The following is a 16,786-nucleotide window of genomic DNA, read 5'->3' on the forward strand; positions in this document are numbered from 1 at the left end:
GTGGGAGCGTCGCTTTGGCAGCAATGCCTGGAAAGGCTGCAGGATGAACTGCCGACTCAGCAGTTCAGCATGTGGATCCGTCCTCTTCAGGTTGAGCTGGGTGACGAAGTCCTGACCCTCTTTGCCCCGAACCGTTTCGTGCTGGACTGGGTGCGCGACAAATACATGGGGCGCATCAACGAATTGCTCGGTGAACTCTGTGGCCAGGATGCCCCTTCTCTCTTCTTTGAAGTAGGTTCCCGCAAGGCAGCCGCTGAGCCTGCACCTGTCAGCCAAGCCGCCGCCCCGGCCCCGGCGCCCAAGCAGGCCGCAGCCAAACCCAAGGTGGTGCCCAGCTGGCAGCAACCGGCTGAAAAGGCCGACCCGGACGTTCAGTACAGATCCAACATCAACCCCGTCTACACCTTCGACAATTTCGTCGAGGGTAAGTCGAACCAGTTGGCCCGCGCCGCTGCCGGCCAGGTGGCCGACAACCCCGGCAAGGCCTACAACCCGTTGTTCCTCTATGGCGGCACCGGCCTTGGCAAGACCCACCTCCTTTATTCCGTGGGTAACACCATCCTCGCCAACAAGCCCGGCGCCAAGGTGGTGTACATGCATTCCGAGCGCTTCGTGCAGGACATGGTGCGGGCGCTGCAGAACAACGCCATCGAAGAATTCAAACGCTACTACCGCAGCGTCGATGCTCTCTTGATCGACGACATCCAGTTCTTCGCCAACAAGGAACGCTCCCAGGAGGAGTTCTTCCACACCTTCAACGCCCTCTTGGAAGGTAACCAGCAGATCATCCTGACCTCGGATCGTTATCCCAAGGAGATCGACGGCGTTGAGGACAGGCTCAAGTCCCGCTTCGGCTGGGGCCTGACGGTGGCCATAGAGCCACCGGAACTGGAAACCCGGGTAGCGATCCTGATGCGCAAGGCCGAGGAACACGGCGTGCACCTCTCCGACGAGGTGGCCTTCTTCATCGCCAAGCGGCTGCGTTCCAACGTGCGGGAACTGGAAGGGGCCCTGAACAGGGTCATTGCCAACGCTAACTTTACCGGCCGCGCCATCACCATCGACTTCGTGCGCGAAGCATTGCGCGATCTGCTGGCGCTGCAGGAAAAGCTGGTCACCATCGACAACATACAGAAAACCGTTGCAGAGTATTACAAGATCAAGGTGGCGGATCTGCTCTCCAAACGGCGCTCTCGCTCTGTAGCCCGGCCCAGGCAGTTGGCCATGGCCCTTGCCAAAGAGCTGACCAACCACAGCCTCCCCGAAATAGGGGACGCCTTCGGTGGGCGGGACCATACGACAGTGCTCCATGCCTGCCGTAAAATTCAGGAGCTTAGAGAGAGCTCCCACGATATAAAAGAAGACTACGCCAACCTGATCCGAACCTTGTCTTCCTGATAGCGGAAATCGGTCATGAAATTTGTCATAAACAGGGAACAACTGCTCCGCCCACTACAACAAGTGGCCGGGGCTGTGGAACGCCGCCATACCTTGCCGATCCTGGCCAACGTGCTGATCGAGGTCAACGACGGCCTGCTGTCGCTGACCGGTACCGACCTCGAAGTGGAGCTCATTGGCCAGCTGACCCTGCTTGAGGCCAGCCAGAACGGCCGCATCACAGTGCCGGCCAAGAAGCTGGTTGATATCATCCGTGGCCTGCCTGATGGCGCTGAAATCAAGGTTGATGTCGATGGTGAGCGCTTACTTATTCGCTCCGGGCGCAGCCGCTTTTCCCTGTCAACCCTGGCTGCCGAAGATTATCCCAATATCGATGCCTGGCAGAGCGACATAGAGTTCGTGACGGCCCAGAGCAACCTGCGCAAGCTGATCGATTCCACCCATTTCTCCATGGCCAACCAAGATGTCCGTTACTATCTCAACGGCATGCTGTTCGAGACCGAAGGGGACAGGCTGCGCACCGTCTCTACAGACGGCCACCGCCTGGCATTGGCCTACCAGGTCATCGAAGGAGTCAGCCTGCCGGAACACCAGGTGATAGTGCCCCGCAAGGGGGTGCTGGAGCTGGTCAGGCTGCTGAACCACGACGATGCCCTGGTCAAGGTACAGATCGGCGCCAACCATATCCGTGTCATCACCGACGACTTTACCTTCACCTCCAAGCTGGTGGACGGCCGCTTCCCCGATTACCGCCGGGTGTTGCCGCGCCAGGCCGACAACAAGTTGGAATCGGACCGGGAAGTGCTGCGCCAGGCTTTTGCCCGCGCCTCCATACTGTCGAACGAGAAGTTCCGCGGTGTGCGCCTGAACCTCGACGGCAACGAGCTCAAGATCACGGCCAACAACCCGGAACAGGAAGAGGCTGAAGAGATCCTGGAAGTGGACTACAGAGGCGCTCTTCTGGAGATCGGCTTCAACGTCAGCTACCTGCTGGACGTACTCAATACCCTCAAGTGCGATACTGTGCGGCTGAACTTCGGTGACGCCAACTCCAGTACCCTGATCGAGGATGCCGCCTCCGACGAGGCCGTCTACGTGGTCATGCCCATGCGGCTCTGATCGGGGTTGCCCTTGAGCGTCACCCAGCTGGTACTGAACCGCTTTCGCAATATCGACACCCTGCAGTTGGAGCCCGGACCGGGCTTCAACTGTATTCTGGGCCCCAATGGCAGCGGCAAGACGGCCATTCTTGAGGCCCTGCACTTTCTCGGCCTCGGCCGCTCCTTCCGTACCAACCAACCCGCCCGTGCCATCCAGGACGGCCAGAACGACTTCCTGCTCTTTGCCCGCAAGGAAGAGCAGGGCAGGGTGCATCAGCTTGGCATGCAGCGAGACAGGACTGGTAACCTCAGCCTGCGCCTGGACGGTGAAACGCCGGAACGGTTGGCCGCCTTTGCCGAGGTGTTGCCGCTGCAGCTCATCACCCCCGAGAGCTTCGAGCTGCTGACCGGCGGCCCCGCTCACAGGCGTCAATTCCTCGATTGGGGCGTCTTCCATGTGGAGAGCGGCTTCCTGGGCTGTTGGGGCAGGGTAAAAAGGCTCCTTAAACAGCGAAATGCCCTGCTCAAACGGCGCCCAAAAAGGTATGATGAACTGTCCTACTGGGATAGCGAACTGGCCCGCTACAGCGGCCAGTTGACGGCATTACGGCAGGCCTATGTGGCTGACCTGATACCGGCCCTGGAGCCTATGCTGCAGCGGCTACTACCGCGTTACCAGGTCACCTTGGAATTTGCCCAAGGGTGGGACAAGAGCCAGTCACTGGATGCGGTGCTGGCCAACCAGTTCGAACGGGACCAGATGTTGGGCTTCACCCAGTCCGGTCCCCACAAGGCCGATCTGCGCATCAAGGTAGACGGCATCCCGGTGCAGGAACTGTTCTCCCGGGGAGAGCTCAAGCTGCTGGTCTGTGCCCTCAAGCTGGCCCAGGCAGCCTTGCTCAAGGACAAGAAGCAAAGGCGGGTCAGTTTCCTTATCGACGACCTGCCGGCAGAATTGGATGCAGAGAAGCGGCTGGCCTTGACCAGCGCCCTGGCCGAAACCCAGGCCCAGGTCTTTGTCACGGCGATCGACGCCGACAAAGTAAATGACATGGTGGCGCCTCTGAGCGACGCCCGACTGTTCCACGTGAAACAGGGGCGGCTGGAGACGGCTAACGGATAACAAGAGAGACGGATAATGGCGAACGAGTACGATTCCTCGAGTATTAAGGTCCTCAAGGGCCTGGATGCGGTGCGCAAGCGCCCCGGCATGTACATCGGTGACACCGATGACGGCTCAGGCCTGCACCACATGGTTTTCGAGGTCGTTGACAACTCCATCGACGAAGCCCTGGCGGGCCACTGTTCCGACATAGTGGTGACCATACATGCCGACGGCTCTGTCTCCGTACGCGACGACGGCCGTGGCATCCCCACCGAGCAGCACGAAGAGGGCAAGAGTGCCGCCGAGGTCATCATGACGGTGCTGCATGCCGGAGGTAAGTTCGACGACAACTCCTACAAGGTGTCCGGCGGCCTGCACGGCGTGGGCGTATCTGTTGTAAACGCCCTGTCTGATAAGCTGGAACTGACCATCCGCCGCAAGGGCAAGGTGCATCAGCAGGTCTACCATTTGGGAGAGCCACAAGCGCCGCTGGGCGTCATCGGCGATGCCCAGGGTACCGGCACCGAGATCCGCTTCTGGCCGAGCCCTACCATCTTCTCCGACACCCTCTTCCACTACGACATCCTGGCCAAGCGCCTGCGCGAACTGTCCTTCCTGAACTCCGGCGTCTCCATCCGCCTCCAGGACGAGCGCGACGACCGCAACGACCATTTCATGTACGAAGGTGGCATCCAGGCCTTCGTCAACTACCTGAACCGCAATAAGACCCCGATCCACCCCAAGGTTTTCCATTTCTCTACTGAGCGTGAAGACGGTATTTCGGTGGAGGTGGCCATGCAGTGGAACGACTCCTTCCAGGAGAACCTCTACTGCTTTACCAACAACATTCCCCAGCGCGACGGTGGTACCCACCTGGCCGGCTTCCGGGCCGCCCTGACTCGTACCATGAACAACTACATGGAAGCCGAAGGGCACGCCAAGAAGGCCAAGATCAACACCACAGGTGACGACTCCCGCGAAGGTTTGACCGCCGTCATCTCCGTCAAGGTGCCGGATCCCAAGTTCTCCAGCCAAACCAAGGACAAGCTGGTCTCCTCCGAGGTCAAATCGGCGGTGGAATCGGCCATGGCCGAGAAGTTCCAGGAATACCTGCTGGAAAACCCCACCGACGCCAAAACGGTAGTCGGCAAGATCATCGATGCCGCCCGCGCCCGGGAAGCGGCCCGCAAGGCCCGCGAAATGACCCGCCGTAAGGGCGCCCTGGACCTGGCCGGCCTGCCCGGTAAACTGGCCGACTGCCAGGAGAAGGACCCGGCCCTTTCCGAACTCTACATAGTGGAGGGTGACTCTGCGGGCGGTTCCGCCAAGCAGGGGCGCAACCGTAAGAACCAGGCCATACTGCCGCTCAAGGGTAAGATCCTGAACGTCGAAAAGGCCCGTTTCGACAAGATGCTGTCTTCGCAGGAAGTGGCCACACTGATCACCGCCCTTGGCTGCGGCATAGGCCGTGACGAGTACGACCCGGACAAGCTGCGTTACCACAGCATCATCATCATGACCGATGCCGACGTGGACGGCTCCCACATCCGTACCCTGCTGCTGACCTTCTTCTACCGGCAGATGCCGGAGCTCATCGAGCGTGGCTACATCTACATCGCCCAGCCGCCGCTGTACAAGGTCAAGAAGGGTAAGCAGGAGCAGTACATCAAGGACGATCCGGCCATGACCCAGTACCTGACCACCATCGCCTTGGAAAACGCCGAGCTGCACGTCAACGCTGAAGCGCCTGCCATTGCCGGCCTGGCTTTGGAAAACATGGTGACCCAGTTCCGGGATGTGGAAAAGATGATCGATCGTCTGGCCCGTAAGTACCCCACTGCCGTGACCCGCGAGCTCATCTATCACGACGCCCTCAAGGCGGAGGAACTCAAGGACAAGGCCAAGGCAGAACAATGGCTGGCCGCCCTGGTCGCCATCCTCAATGGCAAGGAACTGTCCGGCTCCACTTACCTGGCCGACTTGGTGGAAGACCAGGAGCGCAGCCTCTGGATACCGCGCTTCACCATCCGTACCCACGGTGTGGATCACGAGTATCGCTTCGGGCCCGACTTCTTCGCGTCAGCCGAATACGGCAAGCTGGTGGCCTTGGGTGAGGCTATCCACAACCTCATCGAAGAGGGGGGCTACGTCCAGCGTGGCGAGCGTAAGCAGCCGGTCAAGACCTTCGAGCAAGCCCTGAACTGGCTGATGAACGAAGGCCGCCGTGGTCTCTATGTGCAGCGTTACAAAGGTCTGGGCGAGATGAACCCGGACCAGCTTTGGGAAACCACCATGGACCCGGAAGTGCGTCGCATGCTGCGTGTGAAGATCGAAGACGCTGTCGCCGCCGACCAGCTGTTCACCACCCTGATGGGGGACCACGTCGAGCCGCGCCGCGAGTTCATCGAGACCAACGCCCTCAAGGTGGCTAACCTGGACGTCTGACGTCGAGGAAGTGCCCACAAAAAAAGGCCAGCAGATGCTGGCCTTTTTCATATCCGCTTTTAGCCTCGGGTACCCAACCAGGCCATCATGGCCGTGTACATCTTGAGGTTGAGGGTCATCTGGGCACGGGTGACGAACTCGTGTTCCGAATGTCCCGAGTAGGCGACGCCTGGCATGGAGGGGCCGAAGTTGATGCCACCCGGCAGCAACCTGGCATTGGTGCCGCCCCCTATGCTCACGGCCTTGGCTTGTTCCTGGCCGGTGTAATGGCGGAACACGTCCAGCAGCACATCGGCGTGTTTGGGCTGCTGTGGGTAATAGGCGGCGGTCAGGCTGAACTTCTCGGTGGGGGAAGGCTCACCTGTATTGCTGGCCCAGGCAGCGATGGCGGTACGGATATCCTGCTCCAGTTGCTCAGGGCTTTTGCCCGCCGGTGCCCTCAGGTTGATGGCCAGCTCTGCCTTGCCATCCTTGACGGCCAGGGTGCTGAGGTTGACCGTCAGAGGTCCCATGAAGTCATTGCTGTAGGCCACCTTGCCAAAATGACGGCCATAGTAGTCCAACCCTATCTGGTCATTGATGAAGTCCAGTACCGCCTGGGGGCCGTTGGGAGCCAGTTCTTCGCCTTTGAGCAGTTGGGCTCCGTAGCCTATGGCGTTGACGCCTTGCTCGGGTTCCATGGAATGTGCGGCTTTGCCCTTGACCTTGATGATCAGCTTGTCGCCTTGCTGGCTGAGGTCGAAATGGGCCTTGCCGTCCAGCTTTTGCATCCGCTTCCGGAGACGTGCGACTAGGGCTGGCGTCGAACGCTCTACGACCAGAACGGCGTCTTCCGGTACCTGGCTGACAAAGGCGCCTCCGTGGAAATCCACCAGGCGGGGCAAGGTGGATGGCGTGGCGGCCTCTTTGCCCTGGAAGCCCAGCCACAGGCCACCCCAGCCTTTTTCTGCCACCACAACCGGGTATTCGGAGTCGATGGCGACATTGAGCTGCGGTGGCTGCCATTCCTTGAGCACGGCTTCGAAGGGGGCCCAATCGGATTCTTCTGTCAGGGAGACGATCAGCTCGATGCGGCGTTTCAAGGGCAGTTTCTGGTCCTTGATGGCCTTCATGGCGTAGAGGGCGGTGGCGATGGGGGCCTTGTCGTCCTCGGTGCCACGACCGATCAAACGGCCCGGCTCGGATGTGCTGTCCAAGCTGAAAGGAGACTGGGTCCACTTGCTGGCATCAGCCGGCTGGACGTCACCGTGGGTGACGATACCCAGCCGCTCCTTACCGTCTCCAAGACCTATGACGACCACGGCGCCCATGTCCTTGAAGTCCAGGCCGAAGCGGCTGGCCGTGTCCTTGAGCTTGGCCTTGAGTGCCTTGAACTGGGGAGCCTGCCAGTTGTCGATGCCGTCTTGGTGCACCGTCTTGTAGGCCACCAGGTCCGCCAGCAGTTCCACCTGGGCATCGTCATAATGGCTGACGGCATAGCAGGCCGTCTTCTCGGCCTGGGTTGGAATGGGCGTCGTGGCCCAGGCGCCAGCCGACAAGCCCAGGGCCAGCAGGGAGGGGATTAGCTTGGCAGTCATGGTCTTTCCTTGAATCGAGGTGATGGAGCCAGTCTAAAGACCTAGGACATCTTGAGTAAGGGGGCCGAGGGAAAAGCGATGTTTCCCCAATAGAGACAACAGTGCTGTTTCACGTGAAACCCGATACCTGAGGAATAGGATGAGTTTCACGTGAAACAAAAAAGGCGCCCTGAGGCGCCTCTTTCTATTCACACTGCGCTTACTGGAGTACTGAGATATCCGCTACCTGCAGGAAGAGGCCACGCAGGCGATTGAGGATAGCCAGGCGGTTCTGCTTCAGGGCGGCATCCTCGGCCATCACCATCACGCCGTCGAAGAAGGCGTCCACCGGCTCGCGCAGGGCGGCCAGGGCGGTCAGGGCAGGGGTGTAGTCACCTGCTGCAAACAGCGGCGCTAATTCTTCTTCCAGGCGGCTTACCTCAGCGAACAGAGCCACTTCGGCAGCTTCCACCAGGCGTTCTTTGACAACCTCTGTAGGTAGCTCGCCGTCGACTTTGGACAGGATATTACCCACCCGCTTGTTGGCGGCAGCCAGGGCCTCGGCGGCGTCCAGGGCGCGGAAGGCGGACACGGCTTTCACGCGCTGGTCAAAGTCCACCGGCTTGGTGGGGCGGCGAGCCAGCACGGCGTTGATCACGTCACCGCCGAAGCCTTCATCCTGGTACCAGGCCTTGAAGCGGCCCAACATGAACTCCAGGACGTCTTCTTCCACCTTGGCATTGCTGACTTTGGTACCCAGCAGGGCCTTGGCTTCGCGAATGAGATCGGTCAGATCCAGCTTGAGGGCGTTTTCCTTGATGATGCGCAGGGCACCCAGGGCGGCGCGACGCAGGGCAAAGGGGTCCTTGTCGCCTTTGGGCGCCTGGCCTATGCCGAAAATACCCACCAGGGTGTCGAGCTTGTCGGCCAATGCCAGGGCGCAGGAAACGGGGGCAGAGGGCAGGGCGTCGCCGGCGAAGCGGGGCAGGTACTGGTCTTCCAGGGCCTGGGCCACGGCTTCGGGTTCACCGTCAAGGCGCGCATAGTGCATGCCCATGGTGCCCTGGGTGTCGGTGAACTCCATGACCATCTGGGTCATGAGGTCGCACTTGGACAGCAGGCCGGCCCGCTGGGCCTCGCTGACGTTGGCACCCAGCTCGGCAGCGATGAAGCCGGCCAGGGCGCTGATGCGCTCCACCTTGTCGCGGAGCGTGCCCAGTTCCTTCTGGAACAGCACTGTGCTCAGGCTGTCCAGGCGGTCGGAAAGCTTCTGCTTACGGTCGGTGTTGAAGAAGAACTCGGCGTCCGCCAGTCGGGGGCGAACCACCTTCTCGTTACCGCTGATGATCTGCTGCGGGTCCTTGGACTCGACGTTGGCGACGAAGATGAACTTGTTAAGCAGCTTGCCGTCGTTGCCGTAGACGGGGAAGTACTTCTGGTCGCCCTTCATGGTGTAGACCAGGGCCTCGGGGGGCACGGTCAGGAACTTCTCTTCGAAGCTTGCCACCAGTACCACAGGCCATTCCACCAGGGACGCCACTTCTTCCAGCAGGCCATCTTCCAAGTCGGCCTTGCCGCCCAGTTCCTTGGCCTTGGCCTCGACGGCACCCTTGATCTGCGCCTTGCGGGCCTCGAAGTCGGCCAGGACCTTGCCCTTGGCCTTGAGGTCTTCCAGGTAGTGGTCGGCATGGGCCAGGCTGAACTCGGCTTCACCCATGAAACGGTGGCCGCGCACTATCCTGTCGATGTTGATATCCAGCACGCTGCCGGCGATCAGCTCCTCGCCATAGAGGGCGGTGATGGTATGCACGGGGCGGATGAACTGGGTGCGTTTGCTGCCCCAGCGCATGGGCTTGGGAATGGGCAGCTTCTTGAGGGCACCTTCCACCATGGCGGGCACCAGTTGCTGTACAGGCTGGCCTTTGACCAGGGCCTTGTGCAGCAGCCATTCACCCTTGTCGGTAACCATACGGTCTGCGTCTTTGATGTCGATACCGCAACCGGCGGCCCAACCCAGGGCGCCCTTGGTGGGATTGCCTTCGCCATCGAAGGCGGCCTGCACGGCAGGGCCGCGCTTTTCAACCACCTTATCGGGTTGCTGGGCGGCCAGGGCCTTGATGGTCAGGGCTAGGCGGCGGGGCGCGGCGTGCCACTGGATGGCGTCGAAGGCCAGCTCGGCCTGGGTCAGTTCGGCATCCAGGTTGGCGGCGAAAGCTTCGGCCAGACTGCGCAGAGCCTTGGGAGGCAGCTCTTCGGTGCCGATCTCGATCAGAAGGTTTTGAGCCATTATTTTGCCTCCTTGCACATGGGGAAGCCCAGGGCCTCACGGGCCGCGTAGTAAGCCTCGGCGCAGGCCTTGGACAGGGCGCGCACCCGCAGTATGTAACGCTGACGCTCGGTCACTGAAATAGCGTGGCGGGCATCCAGCAGGTTGAAGGCATGGGAGGCTTTCATTACCTGCTCATAGGCGGGAAGGGGCAGGGGCTTCTCCAGGGCCAGCAGAGCCTGGCACTGGCGTTCGCACTCGTCGAAGACCTGGAACAGGAAGTCGACGTTGGCGTGCTCGAAGTTGTAGGTGGACTGTTCCACTTCATTCTGGTGGAAGACGTCACCGTAAGTGATGCGGCCGAGGGGGCCGTCGGTCCACACCAGGTCGTAGACGGAATCCACGCCCTGGATGTACATGGCCAGGCGCTCAAGGCCGTAGGTGATCTCGCCGGTAACGGGGCTGCACTCCAGGCCGCCAACCTGTTGGAAGTAGGTGAACTGGGTCACTTCCATGCCGTTGAGCCAGACTTCCCAACCCAGACCCCAGGCGCCCAGGGTGGGGGACTCCCAGTTGTCTTCCACGAAACGGATATCGTGCACCTGGGTGTCGATACCCAGTGCCCGCAAGGAACCCAGGTAGAGCTCCTGGATGTTGTCGGGGGAAGGCTTGAGCATCACCTGGAACTGGTAGTAATGCTGCAGGCGGTTGGGGTTCTCGCCGTAACGGCCGTCGGTAGGACGGCGGGACGGCTGCACATAGGCGCTGGAGATGGGCTCGGGGCCCACGGCGCGCAGGAAGGTCATGGGGTGGAAGGTGCCGGCACCGACTTCCATATCCAGGGGCTGGATCACGGCGCAGCCTTGGCGGGCCCAGTAATCCTGCAAGGCGAGGATCAGCCCTTGAAAGGTCTTGAGATCGTAGTTTTGCATGATGTTAGCGCTAAGAGGGCTTTAACAGCCTAATTTCCTGAGTAAGACCGCCAGTATAACGCGCTTTGGCGGCAAGTTTGCAGCATTCTTGACCAGGCAGAAGGGATGGCAAGTAAGTGATTGCTTGCTTTTTCTACAGGCCTTTACGAATAAGGTAGCGGTAAGGCGCCTGCACCGTTTCCGAGGCGACCAGGGTGTGGTCCATGAAGCGGCAGAAAGAGGGGATGTCGCGGGTGGTGGCCGGGTCATCCGCCAATACCAGCAGAGTTTCCCCTTCACCCAGTTTGCGGATCTTGCCGCGTACCAGCATCACCGGCTCGGGGCAACGCAGGCCCAGGACGTCCAGTTCGTGGTCGGGATTGGCAAAACAGCTCATGGCAAACTCCGGTGAAAAAGTGTGCGGATTCTACCTGAAAAACAAAAAGCCGGCCACCAGGGCCGGCTTTTCCAATCGCGCGGCTTAGACGCGTTCGAAGACGGTGGCGATACCCTGGCCCAGGCCGATACACATGGTGGCCACGCCCAGGGTGGCGTCCTTGGCTTCCATGAGGTTCAGCAGGGTGGTGGAGATCCGCGCACCTGAGCAGCCCAGGGGATGACCCAGGGCGATGGCGCCGCCGTTGAGGTTGACCTTGTCGTCCACCTTGTCGGCCAGGCCCAGATCCTTCACGCAGGGCAGGGACTGGGCGGCGAAGGCCTCGTTCAGCTCGAACAGGTCGATGTCGCCCACGGTCAGGCCGGCGCGCTTCAGGGCCTTCTGGGTGGCGGGCACAGGGCCGTAACCCATGATGGACGGATCGCAGCCGGCCACGGCCATGGAGCGGATCTTGGCGCGGGGCTTGAGGCCAAGTTCCTTGGCTTTGCCGGCGGACATCACCAGCATGGCGCTGGCGCCGTCGGACAGGGCGGAGGAGGTGCCGGCGGTGACGGTGCCGTTGACCGGGTCAAACACGGGGCGCAGGGCGGCCAGGGATTCAACCGTGGTCTCGGGACGGATCACCTCGTCGAAGTCGATCAGTTCCAGCACGCCGTCGGCGTTGTGGCCCAGGGTCGGCAGTATTTCGTTCTTGAAGCGGCCTTCCTGGGTGGCGGCCCAGGCGCGCTGGTGGGAACGGGCGCCGAAAGCGTCCTGCTGCTCACGGGTGATGCCGTGCAGGCGGGCCAGCATCTCGGCGGTCAGGCCCATCATGCCGGCGGCCTTGGCCACGTTCTTGGAGAGGCCGGGGTGGAAGTCCACGCCGTGGCTCATGGGCACGTGGCCCATGTGCTCGACACCGCCGATGATGAAGATGTCGCCCTGGCCGACCATGATGGCACGGGCGGCGTGGTGCAGGGCGTCCATGGAGGAGCCGCACAGGCGGTTGATGGTGGTGGCGGCGACCGTCTTGGGCAGGCCGGCCAGCAGGGAGGCGTTACGGGCGATGTTGAAGCCCTGCTCCAGGGTCTGCTGCACGCAGCCCCAGATCACGTCTTCGATCTCGGCCGGGTTGACGGCGCTGTTGCGCGCCAGCAGGCCCTTCATCAGGTGGGCAGAAAGCTCTTCGGCGCGGACGTTGCGGAACACGCCGCCCTTGGAACGGCCCATGGGGGTGCGGATGCAGTCGACGATGACAGCTTCTTTAATCATGTTCGTTCTCCGTCCTTATTGGCCGTAATAGGTTTTGCCGCTGGCCGCCATGTCACGCATGGTGGCGGTGACCTGGTAGAGCTCACCGAGGTGGGCGTACTGGTCGGCCAGGGCCACTATCTTGTCGAGGCCGACGGTGTCGATGTAGCGGAAAACACCACCACGGAAGGGAGGGAAGCCCAGGCCATAGACCAGGCCCATGTCGGCTTCGGCCGGGCTATTGATGATGCCTTCTTCCAGGCAGCGCACGGTTTCGATGATCATCGGCAGCATGGTGCGGTTGATGATCTCGTCCGGGCTGAACTCGCCTTGGGCCTTCACTACTGCCTTGAGCAGCTCATAGCTCTCGGCGCTGGCTTCTTTCTTGGGCTTGCCGCGCTTGTCTTCGGTGTAGACGTAGAAGCCTTTGCCGTTCTTCTGGCCGAAACGCTGGTTCTCGAACATGACGTCGATGGCGTCTTTCTCGGTCTTGCTCATGCGGGTCGGGAAGCCTTCGGCCATCACCGCCTGGGCATGGTGGCCGGTGTCGATACCCACCACGTCCAGCAGGTAGGCCGGGCCCATGGGCCAACCGAACTGCTTCTCCATGACCTTGTCTACGGCCTGGAAGTCGGCGCCGTCACGTACCAGCAGGCTGAAGCCGGCGAAGTAGGGGAAAAGCACGCGGTTGACGAAGAAGCCGGGGCAGTCGTTGACGACGATGGGGGACTTGCCCATCTTGGCGGCGTAGGCCACTACGGTAGCTACGGTTTCGTCGGAGGTGTTCTCGCCACGAATGACTTCCACCAGCGGCATGCGGTGCACGGGGTTGAAGAAGTGCATGCCACAGAAGCGCTCGGGCTTCTTCAGGCTCTTGGCCAACTGGTTGATGGAGATGGTGGAGGTGTTGGAAGTGATGACGGCGTTGTCGCCCACCACGCCTTCGACCTCGGCCAGCACACTGGCTTTGACCTTGGGGTTTTCCACCACGGCTTCAACGACGATGTTCACGTCCTTGACGCTGTCGTAGCTCAGGCTGGGCACTATGTTGTTGAGCACACCGGCCATCTTGGCGCCGTTGATACGGCCGCGCTCGAGCTGCTTGCCCAGCAGCTTGGACGCCTCGGACAAGCCCAGGTGCAGGGCTTTGTCGTTGATGTCCTTCATGATGATGGGGGTGCCGGTGGAGGCGGACTGGTAAGCGATACCGCCACCCATGATGCCGGCGCCCAGCACGGCGGCCTTGTCGACGGCGTGGGCGGCTTTGCCGGCCTTCTTGGCCTTGCCCTTGATGAACTGGTCGTTGAGGAAGATACCGATCAGGGCGGTGGCTACCTCTGTCTTGGCCAGTTTCACGAAGCCTTGGTTCTCGATGGCCAGGGCCTCGTCGCGGCCCATGCGGGCTGCAGCTTCGATACCTTTGACGGCGGTCATGGGGGCCGGGTAGTGCTTGCCGGCCTGGGCAGCCACCATGCCGGTGGCGGTGCTGAAGCTCATGGCCGCTTCCAGCTTGTCCAGCTTGAGGGCGGACTTCTTGGCCTCGCGGCGGCCTTGCCAGTCCAGCTTGCCGCCGATGGCGCTCTTGGCCATGGTGATGGCGGCGTCATGCAGCTTCTCGGGGGCGACAACGGCGTCCACCAGGCCCAGTTTCAGGGCGGCGTCGGCGCGGTTGTCCTTGCCGGTGGTGATCAATTCCATGGCGTTGTCGGCACCGACAACGCGGGGCAGGCGCACTGTGCCGCCGAAGCCGGGAATAAGGCCCAGTTTCACTTCCGGCAGGCCTACCTTGGCGGTGCTGTCGGCGACGCGCAGGTCGGTAGCCAGGATGCACTCGCAGCCGCCGCCCAGGGCAAAGCCCCTCACGGCGGAGATGCTGGGGAAGGGCAGATCTTCGAGCTTGTTGAAGATGGCATTGGCCTTCTGGACCCAGGCCAGCAGATCGGGCTCGGGCAGCTTGAAGGTCTCGAGGAATTCGGTGATGTCGGCGCCGACGATGAAAGTATCTTTGCCGGAGGCCAGTACCAGGGCCTTGATGTCCTGGTTGCCTTGGATGACGTCCAGGGCCGCGTCCAGCTCGGACAGGGTCTGGCGGTCGAATTTGTTTACGGAACCCGGAGCGTCGAAGGTCAATACGGCGATGCCGTCAGACTCCAGCGCCACCTTGAGGTTGTCACCTTGGTAAAGCATTTGGCGTTCTCCCTTTGTGCCTCTTGGCATAGGTGGTCAAACCAGCTACAGCATCATGGTAGCAAAATGCACGGAATGCAATAACATTTTCAAACGGCCGTTTGATTTGATTGTTTGAAGTGGCGGTGCGTCCAGCGTTGGGACCTGGTCGGTGGGCCGCCTTGGGCCCGACAGGCCGGCGATGATAGGATGGCGTCTTTCTCAGCAGATTGACGGTGAACAGTATGGAACATCTGGCACGCCTTTACCCCGACCACATAGCCGAATTGCAAAAGCGCACCCAAGCGGTGCTCGCCCGTACCGGCTACCAGGCCCTGGCCATTCACGGCGGTCAGCAGCTGGACGTGTTCCTGGACGACATGCACTATCCGTTCAAGCCCAATCCCCACTTCAAGCATTGGGTGCCTGTCATCGACAACCCCCACTGCTGGGTGATCGTCAACGGCGAGGATAAGCCCAAGCTGCTGTTCTTCCGTCCCGTGGATTTCTGGCACAAGGTGGCTGATGTCCCCAGCGATTACTGGGCCGAGCATTTCGACATAGTGCTGATCGACTCGCCGGAAGCGGCCGCTGCCGCCCTGCCGCAGGACAAGGCCAGGGTCGCCTACCTGGGTGAACACCTGGACTATGCCAAGCGCCTGGGCTTTGGCGACTGCAACCCCACCCCCGTGCTCAACTACCTGCATTACCACAGGGCCTACAAGACCGAGTGGGAACTGGCTTGTATGCGCAAGGCCAACGCCATCGCCGTCAAGGGCCACCTGGCCGCCAAGGAGGCCTTCTTTACCGGCAAGAGCGAGTTCGCCATCAACCAGGCCTACCTGAGTGCCACGGAGCAGGGCGACAACGACATGCCCTACGGCAACATAGTGGCCCTCAACCGCAATGCCGCCATCCTCCACTACATGCATTTCGAACGCACCGTGCCTGCCGAGCAGCGCAGCTTCCTGATCGATGCCGGCGCCAGCTTCAACGGCTATGCCGCCGACATCACCCGCACCTACGCCAGGGCCCCCGGTGAGTTCGCCGACCTGGTCAAGGCCATGGACGGGCTGGAGCGGGAACTGGTGGCCGGCCTCAAGCCCGGCCTCAAGTACGCCGAACTGCACCACCAGTGCCACCTCGGCATCGCCAAGATCCTCAAGGACTTCGGCATCATCCGCTGCGACGGTGAAACCGCCCTGGCCACCGGCGTCAACCGTGCCTTCTTCCCTCATGGCCTGGGCCACCATCTCGGCCTGCAGGTGCATGACATGGGCGGCTTCATGGCCAACGATTATGGTGACCGGGAGCCGGCCCCTGCCCAGCATCCTTTCCTGCGTACCACCAGGGTGGTGGAAGCGGGCAACGTGCTGACCATAGAGCCTGGCCTCTACTTCATCGACAGCCTGCTGGCCGACGTCAAGGCCGGTGACCACGCTGACCTGGTGAACTGGGACAAGGTGGAAACCCTCAAGCCCTTCGGCGGCATCCGCATCGAGGACGACGTAATAGTCCATGCCGACGGCGTCGAGAACATGACCCGCAAGCTCGGCCTCGAGTGATCTCCAGGCGGGGTTCCACGTGGAACCCCGCCTTACCTCCATGTCCTACCCCATTCCTGCCCATAACCTGGTGGTCGAAGAGACCATCAGGAAAAGCCGCTTCATTACCTTGCTGGCCCATACCCCTGGGCTGGGGGCTGCCCGTGCCTTCTGGCAGCAGTGCCGCGACCTGCATCCCAATGCCCGCCACTGGTGTTTTGCCGCCGTGGCGGGCAAGCCCCAGGACGGCCAGCAATATGCCATGAGCGATGACGGCGAGCCGGCCGGTACCGCCGGCAAGCCCATGCTGGCGCAGTTGTTGGGATCTGGCCTGGGGGAGATCAGCGCCGTGGTGGTGCGTTACTACGGTGGCGTCAAGCTGGGAACAGGTGGCCTGGTGCGGGCCTACGGCGGCGGTGTGGGTGTCGCTCTCAAGCAGTTGGAAACCCGCCTGATGCTGTCCTACCAGGCCCTGGATCTCACGCTGCCGTACAGCCTGACGGCGGATCTGCGTTACCAATTAGGCATTTGTGACGGCCAGGTGCTTGAAGAATGCTTCCAACAGCAGGTACAAATGCGGGTGCAGATCCCGGAGCAGGGCCTAGGGCGCTTCCTGGCCTGGGCAGGTCTGCAAAAGGATCTCCTGTGCGCCAAGGCGCTCTCCTGAA

12 protein-coding genes are annotated in these 16,786 nt (G+C 61.5%); 6 read left to right on the top strand and 6 right to left on the bottom strand.

What is annotated here, in order from left to right; all coding sequences use genetic code 11:
* The 4 genes from dnaA to gyrB are packed head-to-tail and all read left to right on the top strand — an operon-like array spanning position 1 to position 6,048.
* A complete protein-coding gene (dnaA, locus tag PVT67_RS00005) occupies positions 1–1,398 on the top strand; it encodes a chromosomal replication initiator protein DnaA (RefSeq protein ID WP_301496494.1) in 1,398 nt (465 codons plus the stop codon).
* Between the two features lie 15 nt (positions 1,399–1,413).
* Positions 1,414–2,517 (top strand): DNA polymerase III subunit beta, encoded by a 1,104-nt coding sequence (gene dnaN / locus PVT67_RS00010; RefSeq protein ID WP_301496496.1) that lies wholly within the window; start codon positions 1,414–1,416, stop codon positions 2,515–2,517.
* 12 nt (positions 2,518–2,529) lie between these two features.
* Positions 2,530–3,621, top strand: a complete 1,092-nt coding sequence (gene recF, locus PVT67_RS00015) for a DNA replication/repair protein RecF (protein ID WP_301496499.1) — start codon at positions 2,530–2,532, stop codon at positions 3,619–3,621.
* 15 nt (positions 3,622–3,636) lie between these two features.
* The gene (gyrB, locus tag PVT67_RS00020) at positions 3,637–6,048 is read left to right on the top strand and encodes a DNA topoisomerase (ATP-hydrolyzing) subunit B (protein WP_301496501.1); all 2,412 of its coding nucleotides are present in this window, start codon (positions 3,637–3,639) and stop codon (positions 6,046–6,048) included.
* A gap of 59 nt (positions 6,049–6,107) precedes the next feature.
* Here the strand turns inward: gyrB and PVT67_RS00025 are convergent, their stop codons facing one another.
* The 6 genes from PVT67_RS00025 to fadB all read right to left on the bottom strand — a co-directional run bounded on the left by PVT67_RS00025 (position 6,108) and on the right by fadB (position 14,595).
* A complete protein-coding gene (locus PVT67_RS00025; protein WP_301496505.1) occupies positions 6,108–7,625 on the bottom strand; it encodes a dipeptidase in 1,518 nt (505 codons plus the stop codon).
* Positions 7,626–7,824: 199 nt separating this feature from the next.
* Positions 7,825–9,894, bottom strand: coding sequence for a glycine--tRNA ligase subunit beta (gene glyS / locus PVT67_RS00030; protein ID WP_301499735.1), 2,070 nt, complete (start codon positions 9,892–9,894; stop codon positions 7,825–7,827).
* Positions 9,891–10,802: a glycine--tRNA ligase subunit alpha gene (glyQ, locus tag PVT67_RS00035; protein ID WP_336407786.1), complete on the bottom strand. Its 912-nt coding sequence runs from the start codon at positions 10,800–10,802 to the stop codon at positions 9,891–9,893. Before glyQ ends, glyS begins: the two co-directional genes overlap by 4 nt.
* Before the next feature lie 133 nt (positions 10,803–10,935).
* Positions 10,936–11,178: a sulfurtransferase TusA gene (gene tusA, locus PVT67_RS00040; RefSeq protein WP_301496508.1), complete on the bottom strand. Its 243-nt coding sequence runs from the start codon at positions 11,176–11,178 to the stop codon at positions 10,936–10,938.
* Positions 11,179–11,262: 84 nt separating this feature from the next.
* On the bottom strand, positions 11,263–12,426 hold the full coding sequence (fadA, locus tag PVT67_RS00045) for an acetyl-CoA C-acyltransferase FadA (RefSeq protein ID WP_301499737.1): 1,164 nt from the start codon (positions 12,424–12,426) through the stop codon (positions 11,263–11,265).
* An 18-nt stretch (positions 12,427–12,444) separates the two neighbouring features.
* Complete coding sequence (gene fadB, locus PVT67_RS00050) at positions 12,445–14,595, bottom strand: fatty acid oxidation complex subunit alpha FadB (protein ID WP_301496510.1); 2,151 nt, start codon at positions 14,593–14,595, stop codon at positions 12,445–12,447.
* A gap of 224 nt (positions 14,596–14,819) precedes the next feature.
* On the opposite strand from fadB, the gene pepQ reads away from it, so the two are divergent.
* Together pepQ and PVT67_RS00060 are read left to right on the top strand one after the other, a co-directional pair.
* Positions 14,820–16,139 (top strand): Xaa-Pro dipeptidase, encoded by a 1,320-nt coding sequence (gene pepQ, locus PVT67_RS00055; protein ID WP_301496512.1) that lies wholly within the window; start codon positions 14,820–14,822, stop codon positions 16,137–16,139.
* A gap of 40 nt (positions 16,140–16,179) precedes the next feature.
* Positions 16,180–16,785 (top strand): YigZ family protein, encoded by a 606-nt coding sequence (locus tag PVT67_RS00060; protein WP_419181043.1) that lies wholly within the window; start codon positions 16,180–16,182, stop codon positions 16,783–16,785.
* Position 16,786 lies beyond the last annotated feature (1 nt).

Source organism: Gallaecimonas kandeliae (assembly GCF_030450055.1).
Taxonomy (GTDB): domain Bacteria; phylum Pseudomonadota; class Gammaproteobacteria; order Enterobacterales; family Gallaecimonadaceae; genus Gallaecimonas; species Gallaecimonas kandeliae.

What these genes read in the sequence shown, in the direction of transcription:
- dnaN (WP_301496496.1), top strand. Translation starts at nt 1,414, where the DNA reads ATGAAATTTGTCATAAACAGGGAACAACTGCTCCGCCCACTACAACAA.
- gyrB (WP_301496501.1), top strand. Translation starts at nt 3,637, where the DNA reads ATGGCGAACGAGTACGATTCCTCGAGTATTAAGGTCCTCAAGGGCCTG.
- PVT67_RS00025 (WP_301496505.1), bottom strand. Translation starts at nt 7,625, where the DNA reads ATGACTGCCAAGCTAATCCCCTCCCTGCTGGCCCTGGGCTTGTCGGCT.
- glyQ (WP_336407786.1), bottom strand. Translation starts at nt 10,802, where the DNA reads ATGCAAAACTACGATCTCAAGACCTTTCAAGGGCTGATCCTCGCCTTG.
- tusA (WP_301496508.1), bottom strand. Translation starts at nt 11,178, where the DNA reads ATGAGCTGTTTTGCCAATCCCGACCACGAACTGGACGTCCTGGGCCTG.
- fadB (WP_301496510.1), bottom strand. Translation starts at nt 14,595, where the DNA reads ATGCTTTACCAAGGTGACAACCTCAAGGTGGCGCTGGAGTCTGACGGC.
- pepQ (WP_301496512.1), top strand. Translation starts at nt 14,820, where the DNA reads ATGGAACATCTGGCACGCCTTTACCCCGACCACATAGCCGAATTGCAA.
- PVT67_RS00060 (WP_419181043.1), top strand. Translation starts at nt 16,180, where the DNA reads ATGTCCTACCCCATTCCTGCCCATAACCTGGTGGTCGAAGAGACCATC.